Consider the following 22,291-nt stretch of genomic DNA (forward strand, 5'->3'; position numbering starts at 1 on the left):
GACGTCCTGTCTCTGCGCACTGCCGCGCCACCCTCCTATCCGAGCGCGAGTGTGCAGGTCAGAGCCGCCCTCTCGCAGTCCCGAAGGACATATCGCCATGGCCGCCACCCCGGAAAACCCCACTCCCGCCGCCGCCCGCCGCAAGGCCGGGCGCCACCGTGGCGAGGGTCAGTGGGCCGCGGGGCACTTCACCCCGCTGAACGGCAATGAGCAGTTCAAGAAGGATGACGACGGTCTCAATGTGCGGACACGTATTGAGACGATCTACTCGAAGCGTGGATTCGACTCCATCGACCCCAATGACCTGCGCGGACGCATGCGCTGGTGGGGCCTCTACACCCAGCGCCGCGAGGGTCTGGACGGGACCAAGACGGGCGTCCTGGAGCCGGAGGAGCTGGACGCCGAGTTCTTCATGCTGCGGGTCCGCATCGACGGCGGCCGGCTGACCACCGAGCAGCTCCGGGTCATCGGCGAGATCTCGCAGGAGTTCGCGCGCGGCACCGCCGACATCACCGACCGGCAGAACGTGCAGTTCCACTGGATCCGCATCGAGGACGTGCCGGAGATCTGGAACCGCCTGGAGGCGGTCGGCCTGTCCACCACCGAGGCCTGCGGTGACACCCCGCGCGTCATCCTCGGCTCGCCGGTCGCCGGCATCGCCGCGGACGAGATCATCGACGGCACGCCCGCCATCGACGAGATCTACCGCCGGATCGTCGGCAACAAGGACTTCTCCAACCTGCCCCGCAAGTTCAAGTCCGCGATCTCCGGCTCGCCGCTGCTCGACGTGGCGCACGAGATCAACGACATCGCCTTCGTCGGCGTCGACCACCCCGAGCACGGCCCTGGCTTCGACGTCTGGGTCGGCGGCGGTCTGTCCACCAACCCCAAGCTCGGCGTCCGGCTCGGCACCTGGGTCTCGCTCGACGAGGTTCCGGACGTCTACGAGGGCGTCATCTCGATCTTCCGCGACTACGGCTACCGCCGGCTGCGCAACCGCGCCCGCCTGAAGTTCCTCGTCGCCGACTGGGGCCCGGAGAAGTTCCGCCAGGTCCTGGAGGACGAGTACCTCAAGCGCAAGCTGACCGACGGTCCCGCCCCGGCGGAGCCGGCCGGCCGCTGGCGCGACCACGTCGGCGTCCACCAGCAGCAGGACGGACGCTTCTACGTGGGCTTCGCCCCGCGCGTCGGCCGCGTCGACGGCGCCACCCTCACGAAGATCGCCGAGATCGCCGAGCAGCACGGCTCGGGCCGGGTGCGCACCACCGCCGAGCAGAAGATGCTCGTCCTCGACATCGAGGAGGCGCGGGTCGAGTCGATCGTCTCCGCCCTGGAGGCGCTTGACCTGCGGGTCACCCCCTCGCCCTTCCGGCGCGGCACGATGGCCTGCACCGGCATCGAGTTCTGCAAGCTCGCCATCGTCGAGACCAAGGGCCGCGGCGCCTCGCTGATCGACGAACTGGAGCGCCGCATCCCGGAGTTCGACGAGCCGATCACCATCAACATCAACGGCTGCCCGAACGCCTGCGCCCGGATCCAGGTCGCGGACATCGGTCTCAAGGGCCAGCTGGTCCTGGACGACGAGGGCAACCGCGTCGAGGGCTACCAGGTGCACCTGGGCGGCGCGCTCGGTCTTGAGGCCGGCTTCGGCCGCAAGGTCCGCGGCCTGAAGGTCACCGCGGCCGAGCTGCCCGACTACGTCGAGCGGGTCCTCAAGCGCTTCCAGGCGGAGCGCGAGGACGGCGAGCGCTTCGCCGCCTGGACCGCCCGCGCCTCGGAAGAGGCCCTGTCATGAGCGGGCGCGCGGCCCCGTTCCACTGCCCCTACTGCGGGGACGAGGACCTGCGTCCTGCCGAACAGGGACACGGGACCTGGGAATGCCACGCGTGCAGTCGAGCCTTCCAGCTGAAGTTCCTGGGGCTCCTCGCCCCGGCGACTTCGACCAACAGCTCTGGAGGGAACGAGAGATGACGAGCACTCAGATCGCTCAGGACGCGACCGCGGCCGACCTGAAGGCACTCGCCGAGCAGGCCGGCCGCGAGCTGGAGGACGCCTCCGCCCTGGAGATCCTCCAGTGGGCCGCCGACACCTTCGGCGAGCGCTTCTGCGTCACCTCCTCCATGGAGGACGCGGTGGTCGCCCATCTCGCCTCGCGGGCCAGGCCCGGCGTGGACGTGGTCTTCCTCGACACCGGCTACCACTTCGAGGAGACCATCGGCACCCGGGACGCCGTCGACGCCGTCATGGACGTCAACGTCATCACCCTGACGCCGCGTCAGACGGTCGCCGAGCAGGACGCCGAGTACGGCCCCAAGCTGCACGACCGCGACCCCGACCTGTGCTGCGCGCTGCGCAAGGTCAAGCCGCTCGAAGAGGGCCTGACGACGTACGCCGCCTGGGCCACCGGCCTGCGCCGCGACGAGTCCCCGACCCGGGCGAACACCCCGGTCGTCGGCTGGGACGAGAAGCGGCAGAAGGTGAAGGTCTCCCCCATCGCCCGCTGGACGCAGGACGACGTGGACGCCTACGTCGCCGAGCACGGGGTACTCACCAACCCGCTCCTGATGGACGGTTACGCCTCCGTCGGCTGCGCCCCCTGCACCCGCCGGGTCCTCGAGGGCGAGGACGCGCGGGCCGGCCGCTGGGCCGGACGGGCCAAGACCGAATGCGGGCTGCACGGATGACGGCCGCCCAGGACACCCAGACATCTCAGGAGAATCACGTGACCGGTGCCACCATCTGGCTCACGGGCCTGCCCAGCGCCGGCAAGACCACCATCGCGTACGAGCTGGCCGGCCGGCTCCGCGAGGAGGGCCGGCGGGTCGAGATCCTCGACGGCGACGAGATCCGCGAGTTCCTCTCGGCGGGCCTCGGCTTCAGCCGCGAGGACCGGCACACCAATGTGCAGCGGATCGGCTTCGTCGCCGAGCTGCTCGCCTCGCACGGTGTGCACGTGCTCGTGCCCGTCATCGCCCCGTACGCCGACAGCCGCGAGGCCGTCCGCAAGCGGCACGCCGCCGAGGGCACCGCCTATGTCGAGGTGCACGTCGCCACGCCGCTGGACGTGTGCTCGGTCCGTGACGTCAAGGGCCTGTACGCCAAGCAGGCGGCCGGCGAGATCAGCGGGCTGACCGGCGTCGACGACCCGTACGAGGTCCCCGAGACGCCCGATCTGCGGATCGAGTCCCAGAACCAGACCGTGCAGGAGTCGGCAGCGGCCGTCCACGCGCTGCTCAGCGAGAGGGGTCTGCTGTGACCACCGTTGCCCACGCCCACGAGGCGACCGACAGTCCGTTCGCGCTGTCGCACCTCGACTCCCTGGAGTCCGAGGCCGTCCACATCTTCCGCGAGGTGGCGGGCGAGTTCGAGCGGCCGGTGATCCTGTTCTCCGGCGGCAAGGACTCCATCGTCATGCTGCACCTGGCGCTGAAGGCCTTCGCCCCGGCGGCGATCCCCTTCACGCTGCTGCACGTCGACACCGGGCACAACTTCCCCGAGGTCCTGGAGTACCGCGACCGCGTGGTCGCCGAGCACGGCCTGCGGCTGCACGTCGCCTCCGTGCAGGAGTACATCGACGCCGGCAAGCTGCGCGAGCGCCCCGACGGCACCCGCAACCCGCTGCAGACCGTGCCGCTGACCGAGGCCATCCAGCAGCACCGCTTCGACGCCGTGTTCGGCGGCGGGCGGCGCGACGAGGAGAAGGCCCGCGCCAAGGAGCGGGTGTTCAGCCTCCGCGACGAGTTCTCCCAGTGGGACCCGCGCCGCCAGCGGCCCGAGCTGTGGCAGCTGTACAACGGCCGGCACGCCCCCGGCGAGCACGTGCGCGTGTTCCCGCTGTCCAACTGGACGGAGCTCGACGTCTGGCAGTACATCCAGCGCGAGAAGATCGACCTTCCGGAGATCTACTTCGCCCATGAGCGCGAGGTGTTCCAGCGCAACGGCATGTGGCTGACCGCCGGCGACTGGGGCGGCCCGAAGGACACCGAGTCGGTGGAGACGCGGCTGGTCCGCTACCGCACGGTCGGCGACATGTCCTGCACCGGCGCGGTGGACTCCGACGCCACCACGCTGGAGGCCGTGATCACCGAGATCGCCGCGTCCCGGCTCACCGAGCGGGGCGCCACCCGCGCCGACGACAAGATGTCCGAGGCCGCGATGGAAGACCGCAAGCGCGAAGGGTACTTCTAGTCATGACGACCTCCACCGAGCAGCAGCCCGCCGAGCTGGCGGCCACCACGCTGCTGCGCTTCGCCACCGCCGGTTCCGTCGACGACGGCAAGTCCACCCTGGTGGGCCGGCTCCTGCACGACTCCAAGTCGGTCCTCGCCGACCAGCTGGAGGCCGTCGAGCACGCCTCCCGGTCCCGCGGCCAGGAGGCCCCGGACCTGGCGCTGCTCACCGACGGCCTGCGGGCCGAGCGCGAGCAGGGCATCACCATCGACGTGGCCTACCGCTACTTCGCGACCCCGCGCCGCCGGTTCATCCTCGCCGACACCCCCGGGCACGTGCAGTACACCCGGAACATGGTCACCGGCGCCTCCACCGCCGAGCTGGCCGTGGTCCTGGTCGACGCCCGCAACGGCGTCGTCGAGCAGACCCGCCGGCACGCCGCCGTCGCCGCGCTGCTGCGCGTCCCGCACGTGGTGCTCGCCGTGAACAAGATGGACCTCGTCGACTACGCCGAGCCCGTCTTCGCCGCCATCGCCGAGGAGTTCACGACCTACGCCTCCGAGCTGGGCGTCCCGGAGATCACCGCGATCCCGATCTCCGCGCTCGCCGGAGACAACGTCGTGGAGCCGTCCGCCAACATGGACTGGTACGGCGGCCCGACGGTCCTGGAGCACCTGGAGACGGTGCCGGTCAGCCACGACCTGACGGCCTGCCACGCCCGCTTCCCGGTGCAGTACGTGATCCGCCCGCAGACCGCCGAGCACCCCGACTACCGGGGTTACGCGGGCCAGATCGCGGCCGGCGCCTTCCGGGTCGGCGAGCAGATCACCGTACTGCCGTCGGGGAAGACGTCGACGATCACCGGGATCGACGCGCTGGGCGAGTCCGTGGACATCGCCTGGGCGCCGCAGTCGGTCACCATCCGGCTCGCCGACGACATCGACATCTCCCGCGGCGACCTGCTCGCGCCGGTCGCGGACGCGCCGGCCACCAGCCAGGACGTCGAGGCGACCGTCTGCCACGTCGCGGACCAGCCGCTCACCGTGGGCCAGCGGGTGCTGCTCAAGCACACCACCCGCACCGTCAAGGCCATCGTCAAGGAGATCCCGTCCCGGCTCACCCTGGACGACCTCTCCCAGCACCCGAACCCGGGGCAGCTGGTGGCCAACGACATCGGCCGGGTCAAGGTGCGCACCGCCGAGCCGCTCGCGCTCGACGCGTACGCCGACTCGCGCCGTACCGGTTCCTTCCTGCTGATCGACCCGGCCGACGGCACCACGCTGGCGGCCGGCATGGCGGGCGAGTCCTTCGCGACCGCCAAGGCCGTCCCCGCCGCGGCGGAGGACGAGGAGGGGTGGGACTTCTGATGAAGAGTCAGGACATCTACGGCACCTTCGCCAAGGAGGGCGGCCGGGTGGGCTCCGGCGCCCTCGGTGCGGGCCGGGGAGGTGTCGCGCGATGTGCGTGCTGACCTCCGGGCGCCGCTGTCGCGGCGCGCTGCCGCTCCACCCGCACCACCTCCCGCTCGGTCCCGGGCGGCGACATAAACGCAGACTTCGCAGAAGCTGAATCGAGGGGAACCACTCCCGTGCCTGCCACCACCCGTACCACCCTGCGCCGCGGCCTCGCGGCGGCCGCCGCACTCCCCCTGCTGATCGGGGTGCTCGCCTCGTGCGGCTACGGCTCCCAGGCCAAGAACGACCAGAAGAAGGTGGCCGCGGAGGGCGCGAAGCTCTCCGCCGACGCCGTACGGCTCGGGTACTTCCCCAATCTGACGCACGCCACCGCGCTGGTGGGCGACCAGGAAGGCATCTTCCAGAAGGAGCTGGGCGGCACCCAGCTGAAGGTGGCGACCTTCAACGCCGGCCCCTCCGAGATCGAGGCGCTCAACGCCGGCTCGATCGACATCGGCTTCATCGGCCCGTCCCCCGCGATCAACGGCTACACCAAGTCCAAGGGCAACAACCTGCGCATCGTGGGCGGTTCGGCCTCGGGCGGGGTGAAGCTGGTGGTCAACCCGGACAGGATCAAGACCCTCGACGACGTCAAGGGCAAGCGGATCGCGACCCCGCAGCTCGGCAACACCCAGGACGTGGCCTTCCTCAACTGGGTCTCCGAGAAGGGCTGGAAGGTCGACGCCCAGAGCGGCAAGGGCGACGTGTCGGTGCTCCGCACCGACAACAAGATCACCCCCGACGCCTACAAGTCCGGCTCCATCGACGGCGCCTGGGTGCCCGAGCCGACCGCGTCGAAGCTGGTCAGCGAGGGCGCGAAGGTCCTCCTCGACGAGTCCGAGCTGTGGCCGGGCAAGCAGTTCGTCATCACCAACATCATCGTGTCGCAGACGTTCCTCAAGGAGCACCCCGACGTGGTCGAGGCGGTCCTGCGGGGCTCGGTGAAGACCAACGAGTGGATCAAGGCCCACTCGGAGCAGGCGAAGGCCTCGGCCAACACCAAGCTCAAGGAGCTGTCCGGCAAGCCGCTCGGGGCGAAGGTGATCGACGGCGCCTGGCCGTCCATCCAGTTCATCGACGACCCACTTGCCGCGACGCTCCAGGCGCAGGCCGGCCACGCGGTGAAGGCCGGCCTCCTCAAGGAGCCCGACCTGGCCGGGATCTACGACCTGAAGCCGCTGAACAAGGTGCTCAAGGCCGCGGGCAAGCCCGAGGTGTCCGACGCCGGTCTCGGCGTGAAGTAACCCGAACCCCACTGGAGGTGACGAACATGGCCACGACCACCACGCTCGCCAAGGCCGAGGACCGCGTCGCCGCGGTCGGTCACGCCGCGCGCATCGAGCACGTCTCGAAGTCCTTCGGCGGCCCCGCCGGCGGACAGCTCGTCCTCGACGACATCTCGCTCGATGTCGCCCCCGGCGAGTTCGTCACCCTCCTGGGGGCCTCGGGCTGCGGCAAGTCCACCCTGCTCAACCTGGTCGCCGGGCTCGACCGGCCGTCCGCGGGGTCCATCGACACCCCGGGCGGCCGGCCGGCCCTGATGTTCCAGGAGCACGCCCTGTTCCCGTGGCTGTCCGCGGGCAAGAACATCGAACTCGCCCTGAAGCTGCGCGGGGTGCCGAAGGCCGAGCGCCGCACCGAGGCCGAACGGCTCCTGGACCTGGTCCGGCTCGGCGGCTCGTACGGCAAGCGGGTGCACGAACTGTCCGGCGGCATGCGGCAGCGCGTCGCCATGGCCCGGGCCCTCGCCCAGGCCAGCGACCTGCTCCTGATGGACGAGCCGTTCGCCGCGCTCGACGCCATCACCCGGGACGTGCTGCACGACGAGCTCACCCGGATCTGGCGCGAGACCAACGTGTCCGTCCTCTTCGTCACCCACAACGTGCGCGAGGCCGTGCGGCTCGCCGAGCGGGTCGTCCTGCTCTCCTCCCGCCCCGGCCGGATCGCCCGGGAGTGGACCATCGACATCCCGCAGCCGCGCCGCATCGAGGACGCCGCCGTGGCGGAGCTGTCCGTCGAGATCACCGAACAACTGCGTGGGGAGATCCGCCGCCATGGCCAGCACTGAGACGACCGCGGCCTCCGGGGTCGCCAAGGCCGACGACCTCGCGGGTCTGGAGGCCGGACTCGACGCCCTGGACAGCGTGCAGGTGCGCCGGGCCCCGGTGCGCGAGGTCCTCCTGAAGAAGGTCCTGCCGCCGGTCCTCGCGATCGTCCTGGTCGTGGTGGTGTGGCAGCTGCTCGTGTCGGCGCACGTCACCGACGAGGGCAAGCTGCCCGCGCCGGGCGCCGTGTGGGACAGCCTGAAGACCATGTGGCTGGAGGGCACGCTGCTCGACGTGCTCTGGACCAGCGTGTGCCGGGCGCTGCTCGGCTTCCTGCTCGCCCTCGCGATCGGCACCCCGCTGGGGCTGATCGTGGCCCGGGTGACGGTGATCCGGACCGCGATCGGCCCGATCCTGTCCGGTCTGCAGTCGCTGCCCTCGGTCGCCTGGGTGGCGCCCGCGGTGCTGTGGCTGGGCCTCAACGACTCGATGATGTTCGCGGTCATCCTGCTCGGCGCGGTGCCGTCCATCGCCAACGGCCTGGTGGCCGGCGTCGACCAGGTCCCGCCGCTGTTCCTGCGGGCCGGGCGGACGCTCGGCGCCACCGGCCTCAAGGGCGCCTGGCACATCGTGATGCCGGCCGCGCTGCCCGGCTACCTCGCGGGCCTGAAGCAGGGCTGGGCGTTCTCCTGGCGCTCGCTGATGGCGGCGGAGATCATCGCCTCCTCGCCGGACCTCGGCCTCGGCCTCGGCCAGCTCCTGGAGAACGGCCGCAACAACTTCGACATGCCGGGGATCTTCCTCGCGATCATCCTGATCCTGCTCGTCGGTGTCGCCATCGACCTGCTGATCTTCAGCCCGCTGGAGCGCACCGTGCTGCGCCGCCGCGGACTGCTCGTGAAGGCCTGATCCCGATGAGCGCCCCGGTCCTCCTCGTCATCGCGCACGGCAGCCGTGACCCGCGGCACGCGGCGACCGTCCAGGCCCTGGTGGCCCGGGCCGCCGCGCTGCGGCCGGGGCTGCGCGTGGAGACGGCGTTCCTGGACTTCAACCTGCCGTCCGTGACGGGGGTGCTCGACCGGCTCGCCGCCGAGGGGGTGCGGGAGGTGGTGGCGCTGCCGCTGCTGCTGACCCGTGCCTTCCACGCGAAGGCCGACATCCCGGCCGTACTGCGGCAGGCCCCGGCCTCGCTGCGGATCCGGCAGGCGGAGGTCCTGGGTCCGTCCCCGCTGCTGCTCGCGACGGTGGAACGGCGCCTGTACGAGGCGGGGCTGACGCCCGCCGACAAGAGCACCACCGGGGTCGTCCTGGCCTCGGCGGGCTCCACCGACCCGGAGGCGATCGCAGTGATCGCAGAAACGGCGCGGGAGCTGCGGAACACCGGTTGGTGCTCCGTGCGGCCTGCGTTCGCCTCCGCATCTCTTCCCCGGACGGAGGACGCGGTACGGGCGCTCCGCGCCGAGCCGGGCGTTCGCCGGGTGGCCGTGGCCCCGTACGTGATCGCCCCCGGCCGCCTCCCGGACCGCATCGCGGCGGGCGCGGCCGAGGGCGGGGCGCTCCTCGCGGACGTCCTGGGCCCCTCCCCCGAGCTGGCCCGGCTGCTCCTGGAGCGCTACGAGCCGGCGGCTCAGGCCTTGCGGCCGCTGAGCGCGAGGGCCCTGGTGAAGGCCGGGGCGCCGTCCTCCGTGGCGGCGGGCGCGTCGAACCCCTCGTACTCCCGGTACATCTCCGCGTAGCGCCCGACGACCTCGAGCACGAACGCCCCGGTCTCCTCGGGCACCTGGTACTCCTGCCCGGTGCTGTGGGCCAGGTCCCAGCCGTGCAGGGCGAGTTCGAGCACGAGCATGGCGGCGATCTCCCCGGCCGGCATGCCGCTGCCCCCGAGGTCGATCTCCCCCTCCCAGGCCTCCGGCTTCGCCCAGGCGGCGAGCGCCCGGTCGAGCTGCGCCGCGTACCGCTCGGCCCAGTCGGCGTCGGCGGTGAAGTCGCGCTGGACGGTCTCCTCGGGGAGCTCGGTGCGCAGCGCGCGGTGCTCCAGGCCGTGGGCGCCGTAGAGGACGAGGTGGTTGGCGAGTTCGCGTACGGTCCAGTCGGTGCAGCGGGAGGGCGCGGCGAGCTGTTCGGGGGTGACGCCGCGGGTGACCCGGGCGGACTCGGCGGCGCAGGCGGTGAGGTGTCGGTGCATCGCGTTCATGATCCCTACGCTAGGGAGTGCGCCGTGCCCCGGTCTTGAAGTTTCGCGACACGACCGGTGTCAGGGCCTAGGAGAAGTCGAGGCCGCCGGTGCGGGTGCGCTTGAGCTCGAAGAGGTCGGGGTCGCCGGCGAGGACGCGGAAGGCGTCGAAGAGTCCGGCGGCGCGCTCGCCGCGCGGGATGGCGCGCAGGACCGGGCCGAACCAGGCGGTGCCGTCGACGTGGAGGGTGGGGGTGCCGACGTAGGCGTCGGCGTCGGGGTCCTTGCCGGCGTCGTGGCTGCGGCGGACGGCCGGGTCCCACGCCGGGTCGTGGGCCGCGGCGGCGAGTTCGGCGGGCAGGCCCAGTTCGGCGAGCGACTCGGCGATCACGGCGTCGAAGTCCTCGTTCTTCTGCTCGTGGATGCGGGTGCCGTACGCGGTGTAGAGCGGGCGCAGGATGTCCTCGCCGTGCTGCTCGGCGGCCGCGGCGGCGACCCGGACCGGGCCGATGGAGGCGTCGACGAGGGTGCGGTACCAGTCGGGCAGTTCGTTGCCCTCGTTGTGGAAGGAGAGGCTCATGACGTGGAAGCGGACGTCGATGTCGCGCTGCCGCTCCACTTCGAGGATCCAGCGGGAGGTGATCCAGGCGAAGGGGCAGGCGGGGTCGAAGTAGAAGTCCACGGTGGTCGTACGGGTCGTCGTCATGGTCCCCAGCCTAGGACCGGGATGGCCCGGCAGGGCGGGCCAATCACGACACACCGGGCTGGGCCAATCAGGCCCGCAGGATCGCTCGTCAGTCCTCGTGCTCCGTCATCTCGACGAGCTTGCGCACGGTGTTCCAGTTCCGCGCGGTGACCGTGACGCCCTTGAAGAGGGCGGGCCGGGACAGCGCCTCGCCGAGCTTGGAGGTGCCGAGGCCGGCGGGGGCGTACAGATAGAGCACGCGGTCGCCGAGGGCGAAGGCCTCGGGCAGGAAGGACTCCCGGTCGATGCCCGCGAAGCGCTTCTCGTCGACCCGCTCGGAGAGGTAGAAGGCGTGCAGCTGCTTGCCCTCCAGCTCCTCGGCCGGGTACGGACAGTCGGCGGCGACGGCGGCGAGGTAGGCGTGGTCGCGGACCAGGCAGTCGACGGTGAAGCCGAAGTGCTCCTCGATCGCGGCCTCGACGGCCTCCCGGACGGCCTCGTCGGTGGTGTCGGGTGCGTCGGCGGCGGTGGTGAAGACCGCGTTCCCGCTCTGCAGGTAGGTCTTCACGTCCCGGTGGCCGAGGCCTTCGAGGACGGAACGCAGCTCCGCCATGGGGACCTTGCGGTGCCCTCCGACGTTGATGCCGCGCAGCAGCAGGGCGTAGGTCTTCGTCATGGCCACACCATAGGGCGACCGCCGTGCCCCGTGGGGGAGGGCACGGCGGTCGCCGGTCGTGCGGGGAGGGTTACTCGACGATCTTCAGGAGCTTGTTGGCGGTGCCGGGCGAGGCGTTGCCGATCTTGTCGGGGGTTGCTCCGCCGACCAGGGCCTGGGCGACCTGGTCCGGGGTGGCGTCGGGGTGGCCGGCCAGGTAGACGGCGGCGGCGCCGACCACGTGCGGGGTGGCCATCGACGTACCGGAGATGGTCTTGGTCCCGGTGTCGCTGTCGTTCCAGGCGGAGGTGATGTCCGAGCCCGGGGCGTAGAGGTCCACGACCGAGCCGAAGTTGGAGAAGCTGGACTGCTCGTCGTCCTTGGTGGAGGAGGCGACGGTGATCGCCTCCGGCACGCGGGACGGGGAGCCCTCGCCGGCGTCGGAGGACTCGTTGCCGGCGGCGACGCCGAAGGTCACGCCGGAGGCGATGGCGTTCTTGACCGCGTCGTCGAGGGCCGGGTCGGCCCCGCCGCCGAGGCTCATGTTGGCGACGGACGGGCCCTGGTGGTTCTTGGTGACCCAGTCGATGCCGGCGACGACCTGCTCGGTGGTGCCGGAGCCGTTGTCGTCGAGGACGCGGACGGCGACGATCTTCGCCTTCTTGGCGATGCCGTGGGAGGAGCCGGCGATGGTGCCCGCGACATGGGTGCCGTGGCCGTTGCCGTCCTGGGCCTCGTCGTCGTTCTCCACGGCGTCGAAGCCGTAGGAGGCCCGGCCGCCGAAGTCCTGGTGGCTGATGCGGACGCCGGTGTCGATGACGTACGCGGTGACGCCCTCGCCCGCGCTGTCGGGGTACGTGTACTTGTCGTCGCCGGCGGTCTCGGTCTGGTCGACCCGGTCGAGGCCCCACGACGGCGGGTTCTCCTGGGTCTCCTTGATGCTGAACGTGCGGTTCTGCACCACCTTGGCGACGGACGGGTCGGCGGCCAGGCGCTTGGCCTCGGTCTCCGTGAGTCCGTTCACCGAGAAGCCGTTCACGGAGGAGTCGTAGCTGCGCCGCAGGGTGCCGCCGTACTCCTTCGCGAGGTCGGTCTTCCCGGCCTGGTCGGTCTTCTCGTCGAGCAGCACGACGTAGCTGCCGGCGACGGCGCCTTCGACACCGAGTCCGTAGACCGTTCCTTCGGCGGGCGCGGGGGCCGCACCGGCGAACGGGCCGTAGAGGACGGTGACTCCGGCGACGGCCGCGATCGCGGTCGTGACGGCGATGTAACGGGTCCGGCGGATACGCTTGTGTATTGCCATGAAGAGGGGTCTCCTCGTCAGGATTTGTGGGGGGTTGAGCCATCGGACGCAAACTCTCCGGTCGCTCGTTCGAAACCCTGTCCCATTGACGAGTGCAAATCAACCCCTTCTCGGACCTGTGACTTATCCAACAAGGCTTCTTAATGAGATGGGTGGAGAATCTCCCCAACTCCCCCCTTGACTCGGGCAACTTGGACGACCTGGCGGACGATCCGCGAGGGGTGGGACGGTCGATCAGTCGCGCTGGTAGCGGGCCAACACCCTGTTTCCATCGGTAACCAGACGTCGCCTCAACTCCTCGGCGCCGATGGCCCCGCTGTAGTACTCCTGGAAGGCGGGGGTGGCGACCTTGTCCTTCCACTCCGGGTAACCGCGCACCGACTGCGCGGGCGCCGGGCGCAGTGCGCGGGCGACGGCCGCGCCGGTGTCCCAGCCGAACTCCGGGGTGTGCAGGGCGGGATCGGCGAGCGCGGTGGTGGAGGTCGGCAGCATCCAGTCGCCGAGCGCGAGCCGCACGGTGTTGCGCGGCTGGAGGAAGAACTCCAGGAAGGCGGCGGCCTCCTTCTTGTGCGGGCTGTCGGCGGCGATGGACAGGGTCTGCGGGCTGACGCCCTGGGCGAGTCCGCCCGCCCCGGCGGGTGCCGGGAGCACGGTCCAGTCGAAGCCCTCGGGCGCCTACTGGACGATCTGCTGCCGGTACGAGAAGCCCAGCGGCACCATCGCGTACCTGCCGCCGAAGAAGCCGGGCAGGGTGTCGGAGCCGCCGCTGCCGACGGTGGCCGGGGAGGCGGTGCGGTCGGTGCCGACCATGGCGCGGATGGTGCCGGGCACCACCGCGTCCGCGTCCTCGAAGCGGAGGGTCACCTTGTCGTCGGCGCCCCGGTGGAAGAGCCGCCCGCCGGCCGAGAGCCCCAGGTTGAGCGAGACGGACACCGGCTCCTTCAGCGGCCAGGCGACCGCGTACCGGCCGCCCTCGCCGCCCCGGCCGCCTCCGCCCATCGTCTTCGTGAGGTCCTTGGCGACACTCCGGAACTCCGCCCAGCTCCAGGGCCGTTCGGCGGTCGGCACGCGCACCCCGGCCTCGGTGAGGAGCTTCCGGTTAGCCATGACACCGCCCAAGTCAAGCGCGGCCGTCACCGTGACCGAGGGAGGTGCAGGGTCTCATTGAGAATGCTCGCGTACGGGTTGGCGGCTGCTGGGGTGCCTGTTGGTCGTGGTTGGCCGGTGTGTCCCTCGATGGGGTGAACAGGGGCGGTTTCCAGGATCTTGTGCCGTGTGGCACGCACGATCGGAGGCGGCAACTGGGTTCGATGCGAGTCGGGTGGGGGTGACCAGTGGCACGTAAACGCGGCAGGAAGCGCGAGCTGCGGGCCATCGCGGCCCCGTTCACCGCTGCCGCGCCCACCGGGGCTCGTATCCGCGACCGGCTGCGTGTCACCCCAGGTGAGGCGGGGGTGCTGCAGCTGGTCGGTGAGCACCTGGGCCGTCGTCAGCGAGCTGATCTCGCGATGCGCGTCGGGATCGGTCGGGTGAAGCACGCAGAGAACCGGCGGGCGGAGCGGAAGAAGCTGCTCACCGCCGTGTCGTCGTCGCGATGGGCGGGCGCAATGACCCGCGTGTCGGAGGACCAGTACCAGCTGTCCCTGCGCTGCCTGTCCGACGAGCGGGCCTGTCTCCGCCGGGCTGTCCGCGCCATCGAGGCGCGGCTTGCGGTGCCGTGCGGGCAGCGCAAGGGCAAGGTCCGGGGCTATGCCGACCAAGCGGAACGCTGGGCCAAGCAGCGCCGTCTCGCGGTGCTCAAGACCCGTCTCGCGCAGGTCGAGGCCCGTATCGAGGCTGGTCGGCCGCGCATCGTCGCGGGTGGCAGGCGGTTGGCCAAGGCGCGGCACAACCTCGCCGACGCCGGGATCACCGAGGTGCAGTGGCGGCAGCGGTGGGAGGCTGCCCGTCTGTTCCTGACCGCTGACGGCGAGTCCGGTGCACCGCACGGCAACTACACGATCACCGTCGCCCCGGACACGGGCGAGGTGTCGCTGGTGCTGCCCGAGCCGCTGCGGCATCTGGCGAACGCCCCCAGAGGCCGCTACCGGCTCACAGGCGCGGTCGGATTCTCGCACCGGCGGGACGAGTGGCTGGACCGGGTCACCGCGAACCGAGCCGTGCGCTACGACATCGTGCACGACCCGGTGCGCGACCGCTGGTACCTCGATGCCTCATGGTCCGCCGAGAAGGCCGTACTACCCGCCCCGGAGGAGATCCGGGCCTTCGGCGAACGCCTCCTCGGCGTCGACCTCAACGCCGACCACCTCGCCGCGTACGTCCTCGACCCGCACGGCAACCCCATCGGCGAACCCATCACCGTACCGATCACCGTCGAAGGACCGACGAGCCGGCGAGACGGGCGCCTTCGCGCCGCGATCAGCCGGCTCCTCGCCATCGCCCATGAACACCACTGCGCGGGCATCGCGATCGAGAACCTCGGCTTCGACGACGCCCGCGCCACCGGCCGCGAGACCATGGGACGCGGCGCGCGCGGAAGGAAGTTCCGCCGCACCGTGGCCGGTATCCCCACCGCCCGCTTCCGGGAACGTCTGCGCTCGATGACCTTCCACGCCGGGCTGGTCGTGATCGCGATCGATCCGGCGTACACGAGCGTCTGGGGCGAGCGGTACTGGAAGACCCCGCTCCAACAGCAGAATCAGCAGACCACGGTCACCCGGCACCACGGTGCCTCGGTGGCCATCGCACGACGCGCCCTGGGGCACCGAGCACGGCGTCGGCCAGGTGTGACCGCCCACGACCAGCGGATCGTGACGCGGAGAGCTACCGGCCAGGCCGTACTCATCCCCAGGGCGCGTGGGACCGCGAACCCACCCAGGACAGCGAGCACGCCAAACGGAGGCGGCAAGACTCGACCGTGCCCAGGTGACCAGCTCGCGCTGTTCCCCGACCTCGAAGACCGTTCGCGAGGTCACGGGCCATAACCGGCCCGGTATGCGACAGTTCGGCCAATGCTGGCCGACAACGCCAAGAACGGTTGTAGACGAGCCGCCACATGATGCCGACGACGACCTCGGGCATCGCCCAGGGAACGATCGCCAGCGCCCTGGCCAGCCAGCGCAGCTTCAGCTCCTGGTTCAGGAGCAGCGCGAGGCCGAGGGAGAGCAGGAACTGGGGGACGGTGACGCCCACCGCCCACAGCAGGCCGATGTGGAAGGACTCCCAGAAGAGGGTGTCGTGCAGCAGGTCCTGGAAGTTGAGGGTGCCGATCCAGCGGGTGGCCTGGGTGCGGCCGGACTGGGCGTCGGTGAAGGCGAGCCCGATGCCGTAGAGCAGCGGGCCGACGCTGAGGACCAGGATCGGCAGCAGGGCCGGCAGGACGAGGAACCAGACCCCGAAGTCACGGCCGGGACCCGGGGGCCGGGCCGGTGCCGTGCGGCGCGCCGCGGACCGCTTCGGCGCGGTCGTCACACTCACCGATCGACCCCCCTGTGCCCGGTTTGTCACTCTAAGACCTGTCTGGGACTCGGTCATCGTCGTGACGGGCCGTCGGTTCGTCAAGGTGACCTGCACGGATGCGAGACTTTGGCGAATTCACGTCTGTGCGGCGCAGCTGCTGTGGGGAGAGAACGATGGACGAGGCGCAGGCCCGGGAGATCCTGGCCGCCGCGGGACTGCGGGCGACCGGCGCGACCCTGCTCGCGCTCGGCGAGAACGCGGTCTTCGCGCTCGGCGACCTGGTGGTGAAGGTCGGCAGGGACGCCGAGCTGCTGCCGCGCGCGGAGCGCGAGCTGGCCCTGGCCGGCTGGCTGGAATCGGCCGGCGTTCCCGCCGTACGGGCCGCGGAGCCCGAGCCGCTGCTCGCCGAGGGCCACCCGGTGACCGTCTGGCACCGGCTGCCGGAGGCCGTGCGGCCCAGCGAGCCCCGCGATCTGGCGCCGCTGCTGCGGGCGGTGCACGCGCTGCCCGAGCCGGCCGGGTTCGACCTGCCGCGGCGCGAGCTGCTCGGCGGGGTGGAGCGCTGGCTGCGGCTCGCGGGCGACGCGATCGACCCGGCCGACGCCGCCTATCTGCGCGAGCGCCGGGACGCCTTCGCCCCGACCGCCGCCGCCCTCGTCCCGCACCTCACGCCCGGTCCGATCCACGGCGACGCGCTGCCCCGCAATGTGCACGTCGGCCCGGACGGTCCGGTCCTGGTGGACCTGGAGACCTTCTCCTCCGACCTGCGCGAGCACGACCTCGTGGTGCTCGCGCTCTCCCGGGACCGCTACGGCCTGGACCCGGCCGCCTACGACGCCTTCACCGCCGCCTACGGCTGGGACGTGCGCGAGTGGGAGGGCTGCGCGGTGCTGCGCGGGGCGCGGGAGACCGCGAGCTGCGCCTGGGTGGCCCAGCACGCGCCGACGAACCCGAAAGCGCTGGCCGAGTTCGAGCGGCGGGTGGCCTCGCTGCGGGACGGCGACCCCGAGGTGCGCTGGTACCCCTTCTGACGTCCCCCTTCGCCTCACCCCTTCTGACATCATGGGCCCTGTCGAACCGACCAGTAACGAACGGGGTGTTGGAATGCGCATGGAACTGTCGGACGTCACGCTCGACGTCGAGGTGAGCGGCGAGGGACCGGCCGTCCTGCTCCTGCACGGCTTCCCCGACTCGCACCACCTGTGGCGCCATCAGATCCCGGCCCTGAACGCGGCCGGGTTCCGGACGATCGCGCCCACCCTGCGCGGCTTCGGCGGCTCGGACCGGCCGGAGGGCGGCCCGGAGGCGTACCACCCGGCGAAGCACGTGGGCGACGTCCTCGAACTGCTCGCCCGGCTCGACGTCGACCGCTTCCACCTGGTCGGCCACGACTGGGGCTCGGGCATCGCCCAGGCCCTCGCCCAGGTCGCGCCGGAGCGGGTGGCGAGCCTGACGATCCTGTCGGTGGGCCACATCGGGGCCGTCCGCGGCGCGGGCTGGGAGCAGAAGCAGCGCTCCTGGTACATGCTCCTCTTCCAGCTCGCGGACGTCGCCGAGACCTGGCTGGCCCACGACGACTACGCGAACCTCCGCGAGATGCTCGCCGAACACCCGGACGCGGAGGCCGTGCTGGAGCCCCTTCGCGAGCCCGGCGGCCTGACGGCCGCGCTGAACATCTACCGCTCGGGCCTGCCGGCCGAGGTGCAGTTCGCCCCGGAACTCCCGCTGTCACCCCTCCCGGAGCAGGTCCCCGTCCTGGGCGTGTGGTCCACCGGTGACCGCTTCCTCACCGAGCGGTCGATGACGGACTCCGCCGAGCACGTCGCCGGCTCCTGGCGCTACGAGCGGATCGAGGACGCGGGCCACTGGCTCCAGCTCGACCAGCCGGAGAAGGTGAACGAACTGCTGCTCTCCTTCCTCAAGGAGAACGGCTGATCCCGGCCTAACCCGCCACCGGCGCCGGCTCCCGCAGCGGCCACACCGGGTTCACCACCGCCTCCGGGTCGCCCTTCCGCCTGAGGAAGGCCTGGAAGTCCTCGGCCCACTCCCGGTACCAGACGATCTGGCGCTCGTGGAGCCGGGCCGGGTCGAGGGCGGCGACCGAGGCGTGCCGCTCGGCTATCGCGATGGCCACCCGGACCGCGGCGAGCGCGTCGGCGGCGGCCTGGTGGGCGGCGGTGAGCTCCACCCCGTACTCCCCGCAGACCGCTTCCAGGGTGCGCTTGCCGCGCCGGTAGCGGTCGACGGCGCGGTCGATGGTGTACGGGTCGAGGACCGGCCCCATGCCCCGGCCGCCGAGCCGCTCGTCGAGCGAGGGCAGTCCGTGCCGGCGCAGCTCGGCCGAGAGCAGGGTCAGGTCGAAGGACGCGTTGTAGGCGACGACCGGGACGCCGCGCCGCCAGTAGTCGGTCAGGGTGTCGGCGATCTCGTCGGCGACCTCACGCACCGGGCGGCCCTCGGCCGCCGCGCGCTCGTTGCTGATGCCGTGGATCGCGGACGCCTGCGCCGGGATGCGGATGCCGGGGTCGGCGAGCCAGTCCTGCCGGCGCACCACCTCGCCCCCGTGGACGCCGACGACCGAGGCCGTGACGATGCGGGCCTCCAGCGGTTCCGTACCGGTCGTCTCCAGGTCGAAGCCGGCCAGCTCTTCCCCGTACCAAGCCATCGGGTCCTCCTTACGTGATCTCCCCCGTGGTGGTGAGAACCTTCGCACGCGCCACTGACAACGCGGCCGCCAGACGTCAGGAGACCGGTCGGGAGTCGAGCCACACCGACTCGAATTCCTCCCGGTATGTCGAGAAAAGTCCGTGTTCGGCGCCGGTGTCGGGGCCCTGCCCGGCCCGGACGACGGTCCGCCCGCCGCCGCGCAGCACGAAGACCGGGGCCTCCATGCCGCGCGCCTTGCGCAGATACGACTGGACGACCGCGACCCCGTCGGGACCGTCCCCGTCGACCAGGTAGGCGGTGAAGCGCGGGGTCTCGTCGAAGACGTGGATCTGGAAGGCGCCGGGGTCGCGCAGCTTGGAGCGCACCCGGCGCATGTGCAGGATGTTCATCTCGACCGAGCGGCTCAGCTCGCCCTTCTTCAGGCCGAGCTCGCGCTCGCGCCGCTTCACGGCGCTGCTCGCCGGGTTGAGGAAGAGCAGCCGTATGCGGCAGCCGGACTCGGCGAGGTGGACCATCCGCCGACCGGAGAAGTTCTGCACGAGGAGGTTCAGGCCTATGCCGGTGGCGTCGAGCCGGCGGGCCCCGCCGAACAGGTCCTCGGCGGGCAGCTGCCGCTGCAGCCGCACCCGGTCGGGGTGCACGGACACCACGTCCGCGTAGCGGTCGCCGACCAGGTCCTCGACGGCGTCGACCGGCAGCCGGTCCGCCGAGGGCACCCCCGCCCCGCTCCCCAGGATCTCCAGGAGCCGGGCGGAGGCCCGTTCGGACTGGGCGAGCACGGTCAGCGACAGGGCCCGGTTGCGGGAGACGACGTTGCGCGTCACCTCCAGCTCGTCCAGGGCGAGTTCGACCTCGCGCCGGTCGTCGAAGTACGGCTCGAAGCAGGGCCAGTGCTGCACCATCAGCTCGCGCAGCTGCGGGAGGGTGAGGAAGCTCAGCACGTTGTCGTCGGCCGGGTCGAGCAGATAGCCCTTGCGGCGGGACACCTCGCGGACGGCGACCGCCCGCTGGACCCACTCCTGGCCGGCCGGCCCGGCCGCGGCCACCACCCACTCCTCGCCGTGCACCGGCTCGTACACCGGACGGAGGACGGCCGCGACCACGGCCCGCAGCCGCTGTTCGACGAGATTCAGCCAGATGTAGGCGCGGCCGGCCCGCTGGGCCCGGGTGCGCACCTCGCTCCACGCCTCCGCGCCCCACTCCAGCTCGGCGCCGATCTCCACCGGCCGGGCGACGGAGACCGCGCCGGGCGGCACCTCGCCGGGGTCGGCCGGTCCCCCGTCGTGACCCGCCTCGCCTGGGGGCAGCTCCAGACCTCCCGAGCTCACCCGCGCACCGCCTTCTGCTCCCGACAACGATCAAGGAAGGGTACTCCGGAAGCGGAAGGCGGTGCAGCAGGATCGCCGGGCCTGTTGCTCAACTGCCCAGATTCGGGGCGCCGTTCTGACCGGCGAGATCGGCCGGAGTGAGCGGATTCATAGCGGTTACGTCCCTGGGCGCGAGCTGGAATCCCTGCCAGTGGACCGGCATCGGCTGCTGGTCCTCGTCCCGGGCGATGTGGTGGAACCCGATGTTGACCCAGACCGCCGGATTGGTGAGAGTCTCCCCATTGACCCATTTGTCCACGCTGGTGGGCGCGTTCCGGCCACAGTCCAGGATGTTGTTGCTGGCGAACTGCTCGCAGGCGCGCGCCTGGGTGAAGTAGACGTCGTGCTTCGTGAACGGGCGGCCCGCGTAGGTGTTGGTGTGGCCCGGCACGATCTCGTACGAGCGGGCGTGACCGTCCTTGTTCTTGCCGTTCTGGCTCACCACCCGCCACCAGCGCATGTTCTTCGCGTCGCCGGCGAGCTCCTTGGTGACGACGGTGCGGGTGGTCTTCACGGTCGGGCTGCCGTCGCGGGCGGGCGGGGTGACCTTGGAGTCGAACTGCTCGACGCGGCCCTTGGCGTTGCCGTCGAGGCCGAAGTCGAGCTTCCAGAAGACGTTGTGGGCGTGGCTGGTGGCGTAGTCGCGGGCGCCCTTGCCGATCGGCCAGCCGCGCCCGTCGGTGGCGTTGTAGTCGACCGGCGAGAGGCTGCCGGTGGCGCCGACGTTGGCCGAGATCATTCCGTCGGAGGAGAACCGCCACTCGCTGATGTACTCGTACCAGCCGACCTTGTTGACGGTGTAGACGAGCAGGTCCTTGCCCTGCGCCTGCCACACCTTCCCGGGGCTGTCGGCGGCCATCCGGTAGGCGTGGCCGCGGGCCCGGGTGGTGGTGCACAGGCCGTTGACCTTGCCGACGTCGGGCACCTTGATCGAGGTGATGGTGCCGCCGGGGCACTCGCCGGGCTTGAGGCCCTGCAGGCCCCAGCCGAAGCCGGCGCCGGTGAGGTCGTCGTACTCGGCGTTGCCGTCGTCGTACGGGACGTGGATCTGGGCGAGCTTGGCGCTGTTGAGGACGCGGATCGGGGCGCGCTCGCCGGGCGGCTGGTAGGTGACCTTGTCCAGGATCAGGCCGGAGTCGGTCGAATAGCGCCAGCACATGCGCCAGACGGTGCCGCCGTCGAGCTTCTGCTCGACGCGGTACGCGGCGGAGCAGTCGGCCGCCGGCGGCGGGGCGGGCGCGGCCGGGGCCGCGCTCGCCGGGGTGGCGGTGGCGGCGCCGAGCAGGGCGCCGGCGGCGAGAACGGCGCCCGTGGTGCGGGCGTGCCGGAGTCGCGAAGAGGACATGCGGACGTACTCCCTCGGTACGGTCATGCGGTGACGTGATGCCGGGCCGGTGGTCGGCCGACCCGGTCCGGGCCGGTGGTCAGCCGACGCGGGTGACGGTGCGGGCGCTGAGGTCGACGATCAGGCCGCGGGTGTCGATCCAGGCGCCGTTCAGCACCTTGGTGACGAGCCGGACGCAGCGGTGTTCGCCGCACTTCCCGAGCTGCGGCGGCACGTCCTTCTCCCGGTAGGTGCGGTAGACGTCGCCGTTGAACCACAGCTGGTCCGGCCCGGTGAGCTCCTTGCCGGTGGCGTCCTTGTAGTCGTCCTTGACGCCCTTGCCGAGCGGGCTGTCGAGGATGAGCCGCAGCGCGGCCTTCAGTTCCTCGGGGTGGGCGGAGGGCTGGACGCCGCGCTGCGCGCCGGAGGCCTCCACCTTCCCGGTGTCGAGGTTCACGGTCTTCGTGACGAGCTCGTCGCGGCCGTAGTCGTAGAGGCGGACCACGGCGCGACGCGGTCCGCCGGTCTCCTCGCCGGGCCGCGGGTCGGCCAGCTCGGTGCCGAGGCGCTGCGGCCCCCGGCCGCCACCCGCGTCACGCTGGGCATCCCGCTGGGCGGAGGCGGCCGGCGGGGTCAGCGCCAGGGCCTCGGCCCGCTTCAGCTCGTCGTCGGTGAGCGGGTCGGTGCCCACTCCCTTCGCCCCCTCGGGCGGTGCCGCGGCGAGCGCGGCGGGCCCGGGTGCCGGGCCGTCGGCGGCCGGTTCCCCCGGCGTGCCCGGGCCGCCGGCGGCGGTCGGGCCCGTGGCGGCGGCCGTGCCGCGCGGTGCCTCGTCGGCTCCCGCGCTCCCCGGCAGGGTGACGGCCACGGCGACCGCGGTGCCGGTCACCGCCATCGCGGCGCCGGCCACCACCTTCCCCAGGTGGCGGCGCACTATCTCGTACACTCTTCCCCCCACTTGCACAAGTCTTCCGCATATCCCCCGATTCGCG

At 71.6% G+C, this 22,291-nt stretch carries 21 protein-coding genes and 2 pseudogenes; 13 read left to right on the plus strand and 10 right to left on the minus strand.

Features of this window, described 5'->3' with window-relative positions:
* Positions 1 to 97: 97 nt before the first annotated feature.
* The 10 genes from KV205_RS30240 (at position 98) to KV205_RS30285 (ending at position 9,405) form a co-directional block, all read left to right on the plus strand.
* Positions 98 to 1,795, plus strand: a complete 1,698-nt coding sequence (locus KV205_RS30240; RefSeq protein ID WP_265867937.1) for a nitrite/sulfite reductase — start codon at positions 98 to 100, stop codon at positions 1,793 to 1,795.
* Positions 1,792 to 1,971, plus strand: a complete 180-nt coding sequence (locus KV205_RS30245; protein WP_265867938.1) for a hypothetical protein — start codon at positions 1,792 to 1,794, stop codon at positions 1,969 to 1,971. The genes KV205_RS30240 and KV205_RS30245 overlap by 4 nt, the downstream gene beginning before the upstream one ends.
* Positions 1,968 to 2,684: a phosphoadenylyl-sulfate reductase gene (locus tag KV205_RS30250; protein WP_265867939.1), complete on the plus strand. Its 717-nt coding sequence runs from the start codon at positions 1,968 to 1,970 to the stop codon at positions 2,682 to 2,684. Before KV205_RS30245 ends, KV205_RS30250 begins: the two co-directional genes overlap by 4 nt.
* Positions 2,666 to 3,256, plus strand: coding sequence for an adenylyl-sulfate kinase (gene cysC, locus KV205_RS30255; protein ID WP_265867940.1), 591 nt, complete (start codon positions 2,666 to 2,668; stop codon positions 3,254 to 3,256). The genes KV205_RS30250 and cysC overlap by 19 nt, the downstream gene beginning before the upstream one ends.
* Positions 3,253 to 4,188: a sulfate adenylyltransferase subunit CysD gene (gene cysD / locus KV205_RS30260; protein WP_265867941.1), complete on the plus strand. Its 936-nt coding sequence runs from the start codon at positions 3,253 to 3,255 to the stop codon at positions 4,186 to 4,188. The genes cysC and cysD overlap by 4 nt, the downstream gene beginning before the upstream one ends.
* A 2-nt stretch (positions 4,189 to 4,190) precedes the next feature.
* On the plus strand, positions 4,191 to 5,537 hold the full coding sequence (locus tag KV205_RS30265; RefSeq protein WP_265867942.1) for a sulfate adenylyltransferase subunit 1: 1,347 nt from the start codon (positions 4,191 to 4,193) through the stop codon (positions 5,535 to 5,537).
* A 221-nt stretch (positions 5,538 to 5,758) separates the two neighbouring features.
* Positions 5,759 to 6,868, plus strand: coding sequence for an aliphatic sulfonate ABC transporter substrate-binding protein (locus KV205_RS30270; protein ID WP_265867943.1), 1,110 nt, complete (start codon positions 5,759 to 5,761; stop codon positions 6,866 to 6,868).
* Between the two features lie 26 nt (positions 6,869 to 6,894).
* Positions 6,895 to 7,692, plus strand: a complete 798-nt coding sequence (locus KV205_RS30275; protein WP_265867944.1) for an ABC transporter ATP-binding protein — start codon at positions 6,895 to 6,897, stop codon at positions 7,690 to 7,692.
* A complete protein-coding gene (locus KV205_RS30280; protein ID WP_265867946.1) occupies positions 7,679 to 8,578 on the plus strand; it encodes an ABC transporter permease in 900 nt (299 codons plus the stop codon). The genes KV205_RS30275 and KV205_RS30280 overlap by 14 nt, the downstream gene beginning before the upstream one ends.
* A gap of 5 nt (positions 8,579 to 8,583) precedes the next feature.
* The gene (locus tag KV205_RS30285; protein WP_265867947.1) at positions 8,584 to 9,405 is read left to right on the plus strand and encodes a sirohydrochlorin chelatase; all 822 of its coding nucleotides are present in this window, start codon (positions 8,584 to 8,586) and stop codon (positions 9,403 to 9,405) included.
* On the opposite strand, the gene KV205_RS30290 is transcribed toward KV205_RS30285, so the two are convergent.
* The 5 genes and pseudogenes from KV205_RS30290 to KV205_RS30310 form a co-directional block, all read right to left on the minus strand.
* Positions 9,297 to 9,863, minus strand: a complete 567-nt coding sequence (locus KV205_RS30290; RefSeq protein WP_265867948.1) for a TIGR03086 family metal-binding protein — start codon at positions 9,861 to 9,863, stop codon at positions 9,297 to 9,299. The two genes, KV205_RS30285 and KV205_RS30290, sit on opposite strands and share 109 nt — an antisense overlap.
* Positions 9,864 to 9,930: 67 nt before the next feature.
* Positions 9,931 to 10,548 carry a DsbA family protein gene (locus tag KV205_RS30295; protein ID WP_265867949.1) on the minus strand — a complete coding sequence of 206 codons (618 nt, stop codon included), beginning with the start codon at positions 10,546 to 10,548 and terminating at the stop codon, positions 9,931 to 9,933.
* Positions 10,549 to 10,636: 88 nt separating this feature from the next.
* Positions 10,637 to 11,203: a DUF1697 domain-containing protein gene (locus tag KV205_RS30300; protein WP_265867950.1), complete on the minus strand. Its 567-nt coding sequence runs from the start codon at positions 11,201 to 11,203 to the stop codon at positions 10,637 to 10,639.
* A 70-nt stretch (positions 11,204 to 11,273) separates the two neighbouring features.
* Positions 11,274 to 12,485 (minus strand): S8 family peptidase, encoded by a 1,212-nt coding sequence (locus tag KV205_RS30305; protein ID WP_265867951.1) that lies wholly within the window; start codon positions 12,483 to 12,485, stop codon positions 11,274 to 11,276.
* Between the two features lie 234 nt (positions 12,486 to 12,719).
* A pseudogene (locus KV205_RS30310) lies at positions 12,720 to 13,595 on the minus strand (extracellular solute-binding protein); the annotation flags it as partial.
* 344 nt (positions 13,596 to 13,939) lie between these two features.
* Here KV205_RS30310 and KV205_RS30315 point away from each other — a divergent pair.
* Positions 13,940 to 15,469 carry a hypothetical protein gene (locus KV205_RS30315; RefSeq protein WP_265867953.1) on the plus strand — a complete coding sequence of 510 codons (1,530 nt, stop codon included), beginning with the start codon at positions 13,940 to 13,942 and terminating at the stop codon, positions 15,467 to 15,469.
* A gap of 52 nt (positions 15,470 to 15,521) precedes the next feature.
* On the opposite strand, the pseudogene KV205_RS30320 reads toward KV205_RS30315, so the two are convergent.
* Positions 15,522 to 16,019 (minus strand): annotated as a pseudogene (locus KV205_RS30320) (carbohydrate ABC transporter permease); the annotation flags it as partial.
* Positions 16,020 to 16,117: 98 nt separating this feature from the next.
* Between KV205_RS30320 and KV205_RS30325 the strand changes: the two are divergent.
* Together KV205_RS30325 and KV205_RS30330 are read left to right on the plus strand one after the other, a co-directional pair.
* Positions 16,118 to 16,975, plus strand: a complete 858-nt coding sequence (locus KV205_RS30325) for a phosphotransferase enzyme family protein (protein ID WP_265867954.1) — start codon at positions 16,118 to 16,120, stop codon at positions 16,973 to 16,975.
* 79 nt (positions 16,976 to 17,054) lie between these two features.
* Positions 17,055 to 17,879, plus strand: a complete 825-nt coding sequence (locus KV205_RS30330) for an alpha/beta fold hydrolase (protein WP_265867955.1) — start codon at positions 17,055 to 17,057, stop codon at positions 17,877 to 17,879.
* A 7-nt stretch (positions 17,880 to 17,886) separates the two neighbouring features.
* Here the strand turns inward: KV205_RS30330 and KV205_RS30335 are convergent, their stop codons facing one another.
* The 4 genes from KV205_RS30335 to KV205_RS30350 all read right to left on the minus strand — a co-directional run bounded on the left by KV205_RS30335 (position 17,887) and on the right by KV205_RS30350 (position 22,194).
* Complete coding sequence (locus KV205_RS30335) at positions 17,887 to 18,609, minus strand: exonuclease domain-containing protein (protein WP_265867956.1); 723 nt, start codon at positions 18,607 to 18,609, stop codon at positions 17,887 to 17,889.
* 76 nt (positions 18,610 to 18,685) lie between these two features.
* Positions 18,686 to 19,939, minus strand: coding sequence for an SAV2148 family HEPN domain-containing protein (locus tag KV205_RS30340; protein ID WP_265867957.1), 1,254 nt, complete (start codon positions 19,937 to 19,939; stop codon positions 18,686 to 18,688).
* Positions 19,940 to 20,027: 88 nt separating this feature from the next.
* Positions 20,028 to 21,323 carry a copper amine oxidase gene (locus KV205_RS30345; RefSeq protein WP_265867958.1) on the minus strand — a complete coding sequence of 432 codons (1,296 nt, stop codon included), beginning with the start codon at positions 21,321 to 21,323 and terminating at the stop codon, positions 20,028 to 20,030.
* A gap of 79 nt (positions 21,324 to 21,402) precedes the next feature.
* Positions 21,403 to 22,194 (minus strand): Tat pathway signal sequence domain protein, encoded by a 792-nt coding sequence (locus KV205_RS30350; protein WP_265868005.1) that lies wholly within the window; start codon positions 22,192 to 22,194, stop codon positions 21,403 to 21,405.
* Between the last annotated feature and the right edge of the window lie 97 nt (positions 22,195 to 22,291).

Origin of the sequence: Streptomyces sp. SKN60 (genome assembly GCF_026236535.1) — a bacterium.
In the GTDB taxonomy this organism is placed as follows: domain Bacteria; phylum Actinomycetota; class Actinomycetes; order Streptomycetales; family Streptomycetaceae; genus Streptomyces.

Coding starts and splice junctions, on each gene's coding strand:
- KV205_RS30240 (WP_265867937.1), top strand. CDS start 98: ATGGCCGCCACCCCGGAAAACCCCACTCCCGCCGCCGCCCGCCGCAAG.
- KV205_RS30245 (WP_265867938.1), top strand. CDS start 1,792: ATGAGCGGGCGCGCGGCCCCGTTCCACTGCCCCTACTGCGGGGACGAG.
- KV205_RS30250 (WP_265867939.1), top strand. CDS start 1,968: ATGACGAGCACTCAGATCGCTCAGGACGCGACCGCGGCCGACCTGAAG.
- cysC (WP_265867940.1), top strand. CDS start 2,666: ATGCGGGCTGCACGGATGACGGCCGCCCAGGACACCCAGACATCTCAG.
- KV205_RS30265 (WP_265867942.1), top strand. CDS start 4,191: ATGACGACCTCCACCGAGCAGCAGCCCGCCGAGCTGGCGGCCACCACG.
- KV205_RS30275 (WP_265867944.1), top strand. CDS start 6,895: ATGGCCACGACCACCACGCTCGCCAAGGCCGAGGACCGCGTCGCCGCG.
- KV205_RS30280 (WP_265867946.1), top strand. CDS start 7,679: ATGGCCAGCACTGAGACGACCGCGGCCTCCGGGGTCGCCAAGGCCGAC.
- KV205_RS30285 (WP_265867947.1), top strand. CDS start 8,584: ATGAGCGCCCCGGTCCTCCTCGTCATCGCGCACGGCAGCCGTGACCCG.
- KV205_RS30290 (WP_265867948.1), bottom strand. CDS start 9,863: ATGAACGCGATGCACCGACACCTCACCGCCTGCGCCGCCGAGTCCGCC.
- KV205_RS30295 (WP_265867949.1), bottom strand. CDS start 10,548: ATGACGACGACCCGTACGACCACCGTGGACTTCTACTTCGACCCCGCC.
- KV205_RS30300 (WP_265867950.1), bottom strand. CDS start 11,203: ATGACGAAGACCTACGCCCTGCTGCTGCGCGGCATCAACGTCGGAGGG.
- KV205_RS30305 (WP_265867951.1), bottom strand. CDS start 12,485: ATGGCAATACACAAGCGTATCCGCCGGACCCGTTACATCGCCGTCACG.
- KV205_RS30325 (WP_265867954.1), top strand. CDS start 16,118: ATGGACGAGGCGCAGGCCCGGGAGATCCTGGCCGCCGCGGGACTGCGG.
- KV205_RS30330 (WP_265867955.1), top strand. CDS start 17,055: ATGGAACTGTCGGACGTCACGCTCGACGTCGAGGTGAGCGGCGAGGGA.
- KV205_RS30335 (WP_265867956.1), bottom strand. CDS start 18,609: ATGGCTTGGTACGGGGAAGAGCTGGCCGGCTTCGACCTGGAGACGACC.
- KV205_RS30345 (WP_265867958.1), bottom strand. CDS start 21,323: ATGTCCTCTTCGCGACTCCGGCACGCCCGCACCACGGGCGCCGTTCTC.
- KV205_RS30350 (WP_265868005.1), bottom strand. CDS start 22,194: ATGGCGGTGACCGGCACCGCGGTCGCCGTGGCCGTCACCCTGCCGGGG.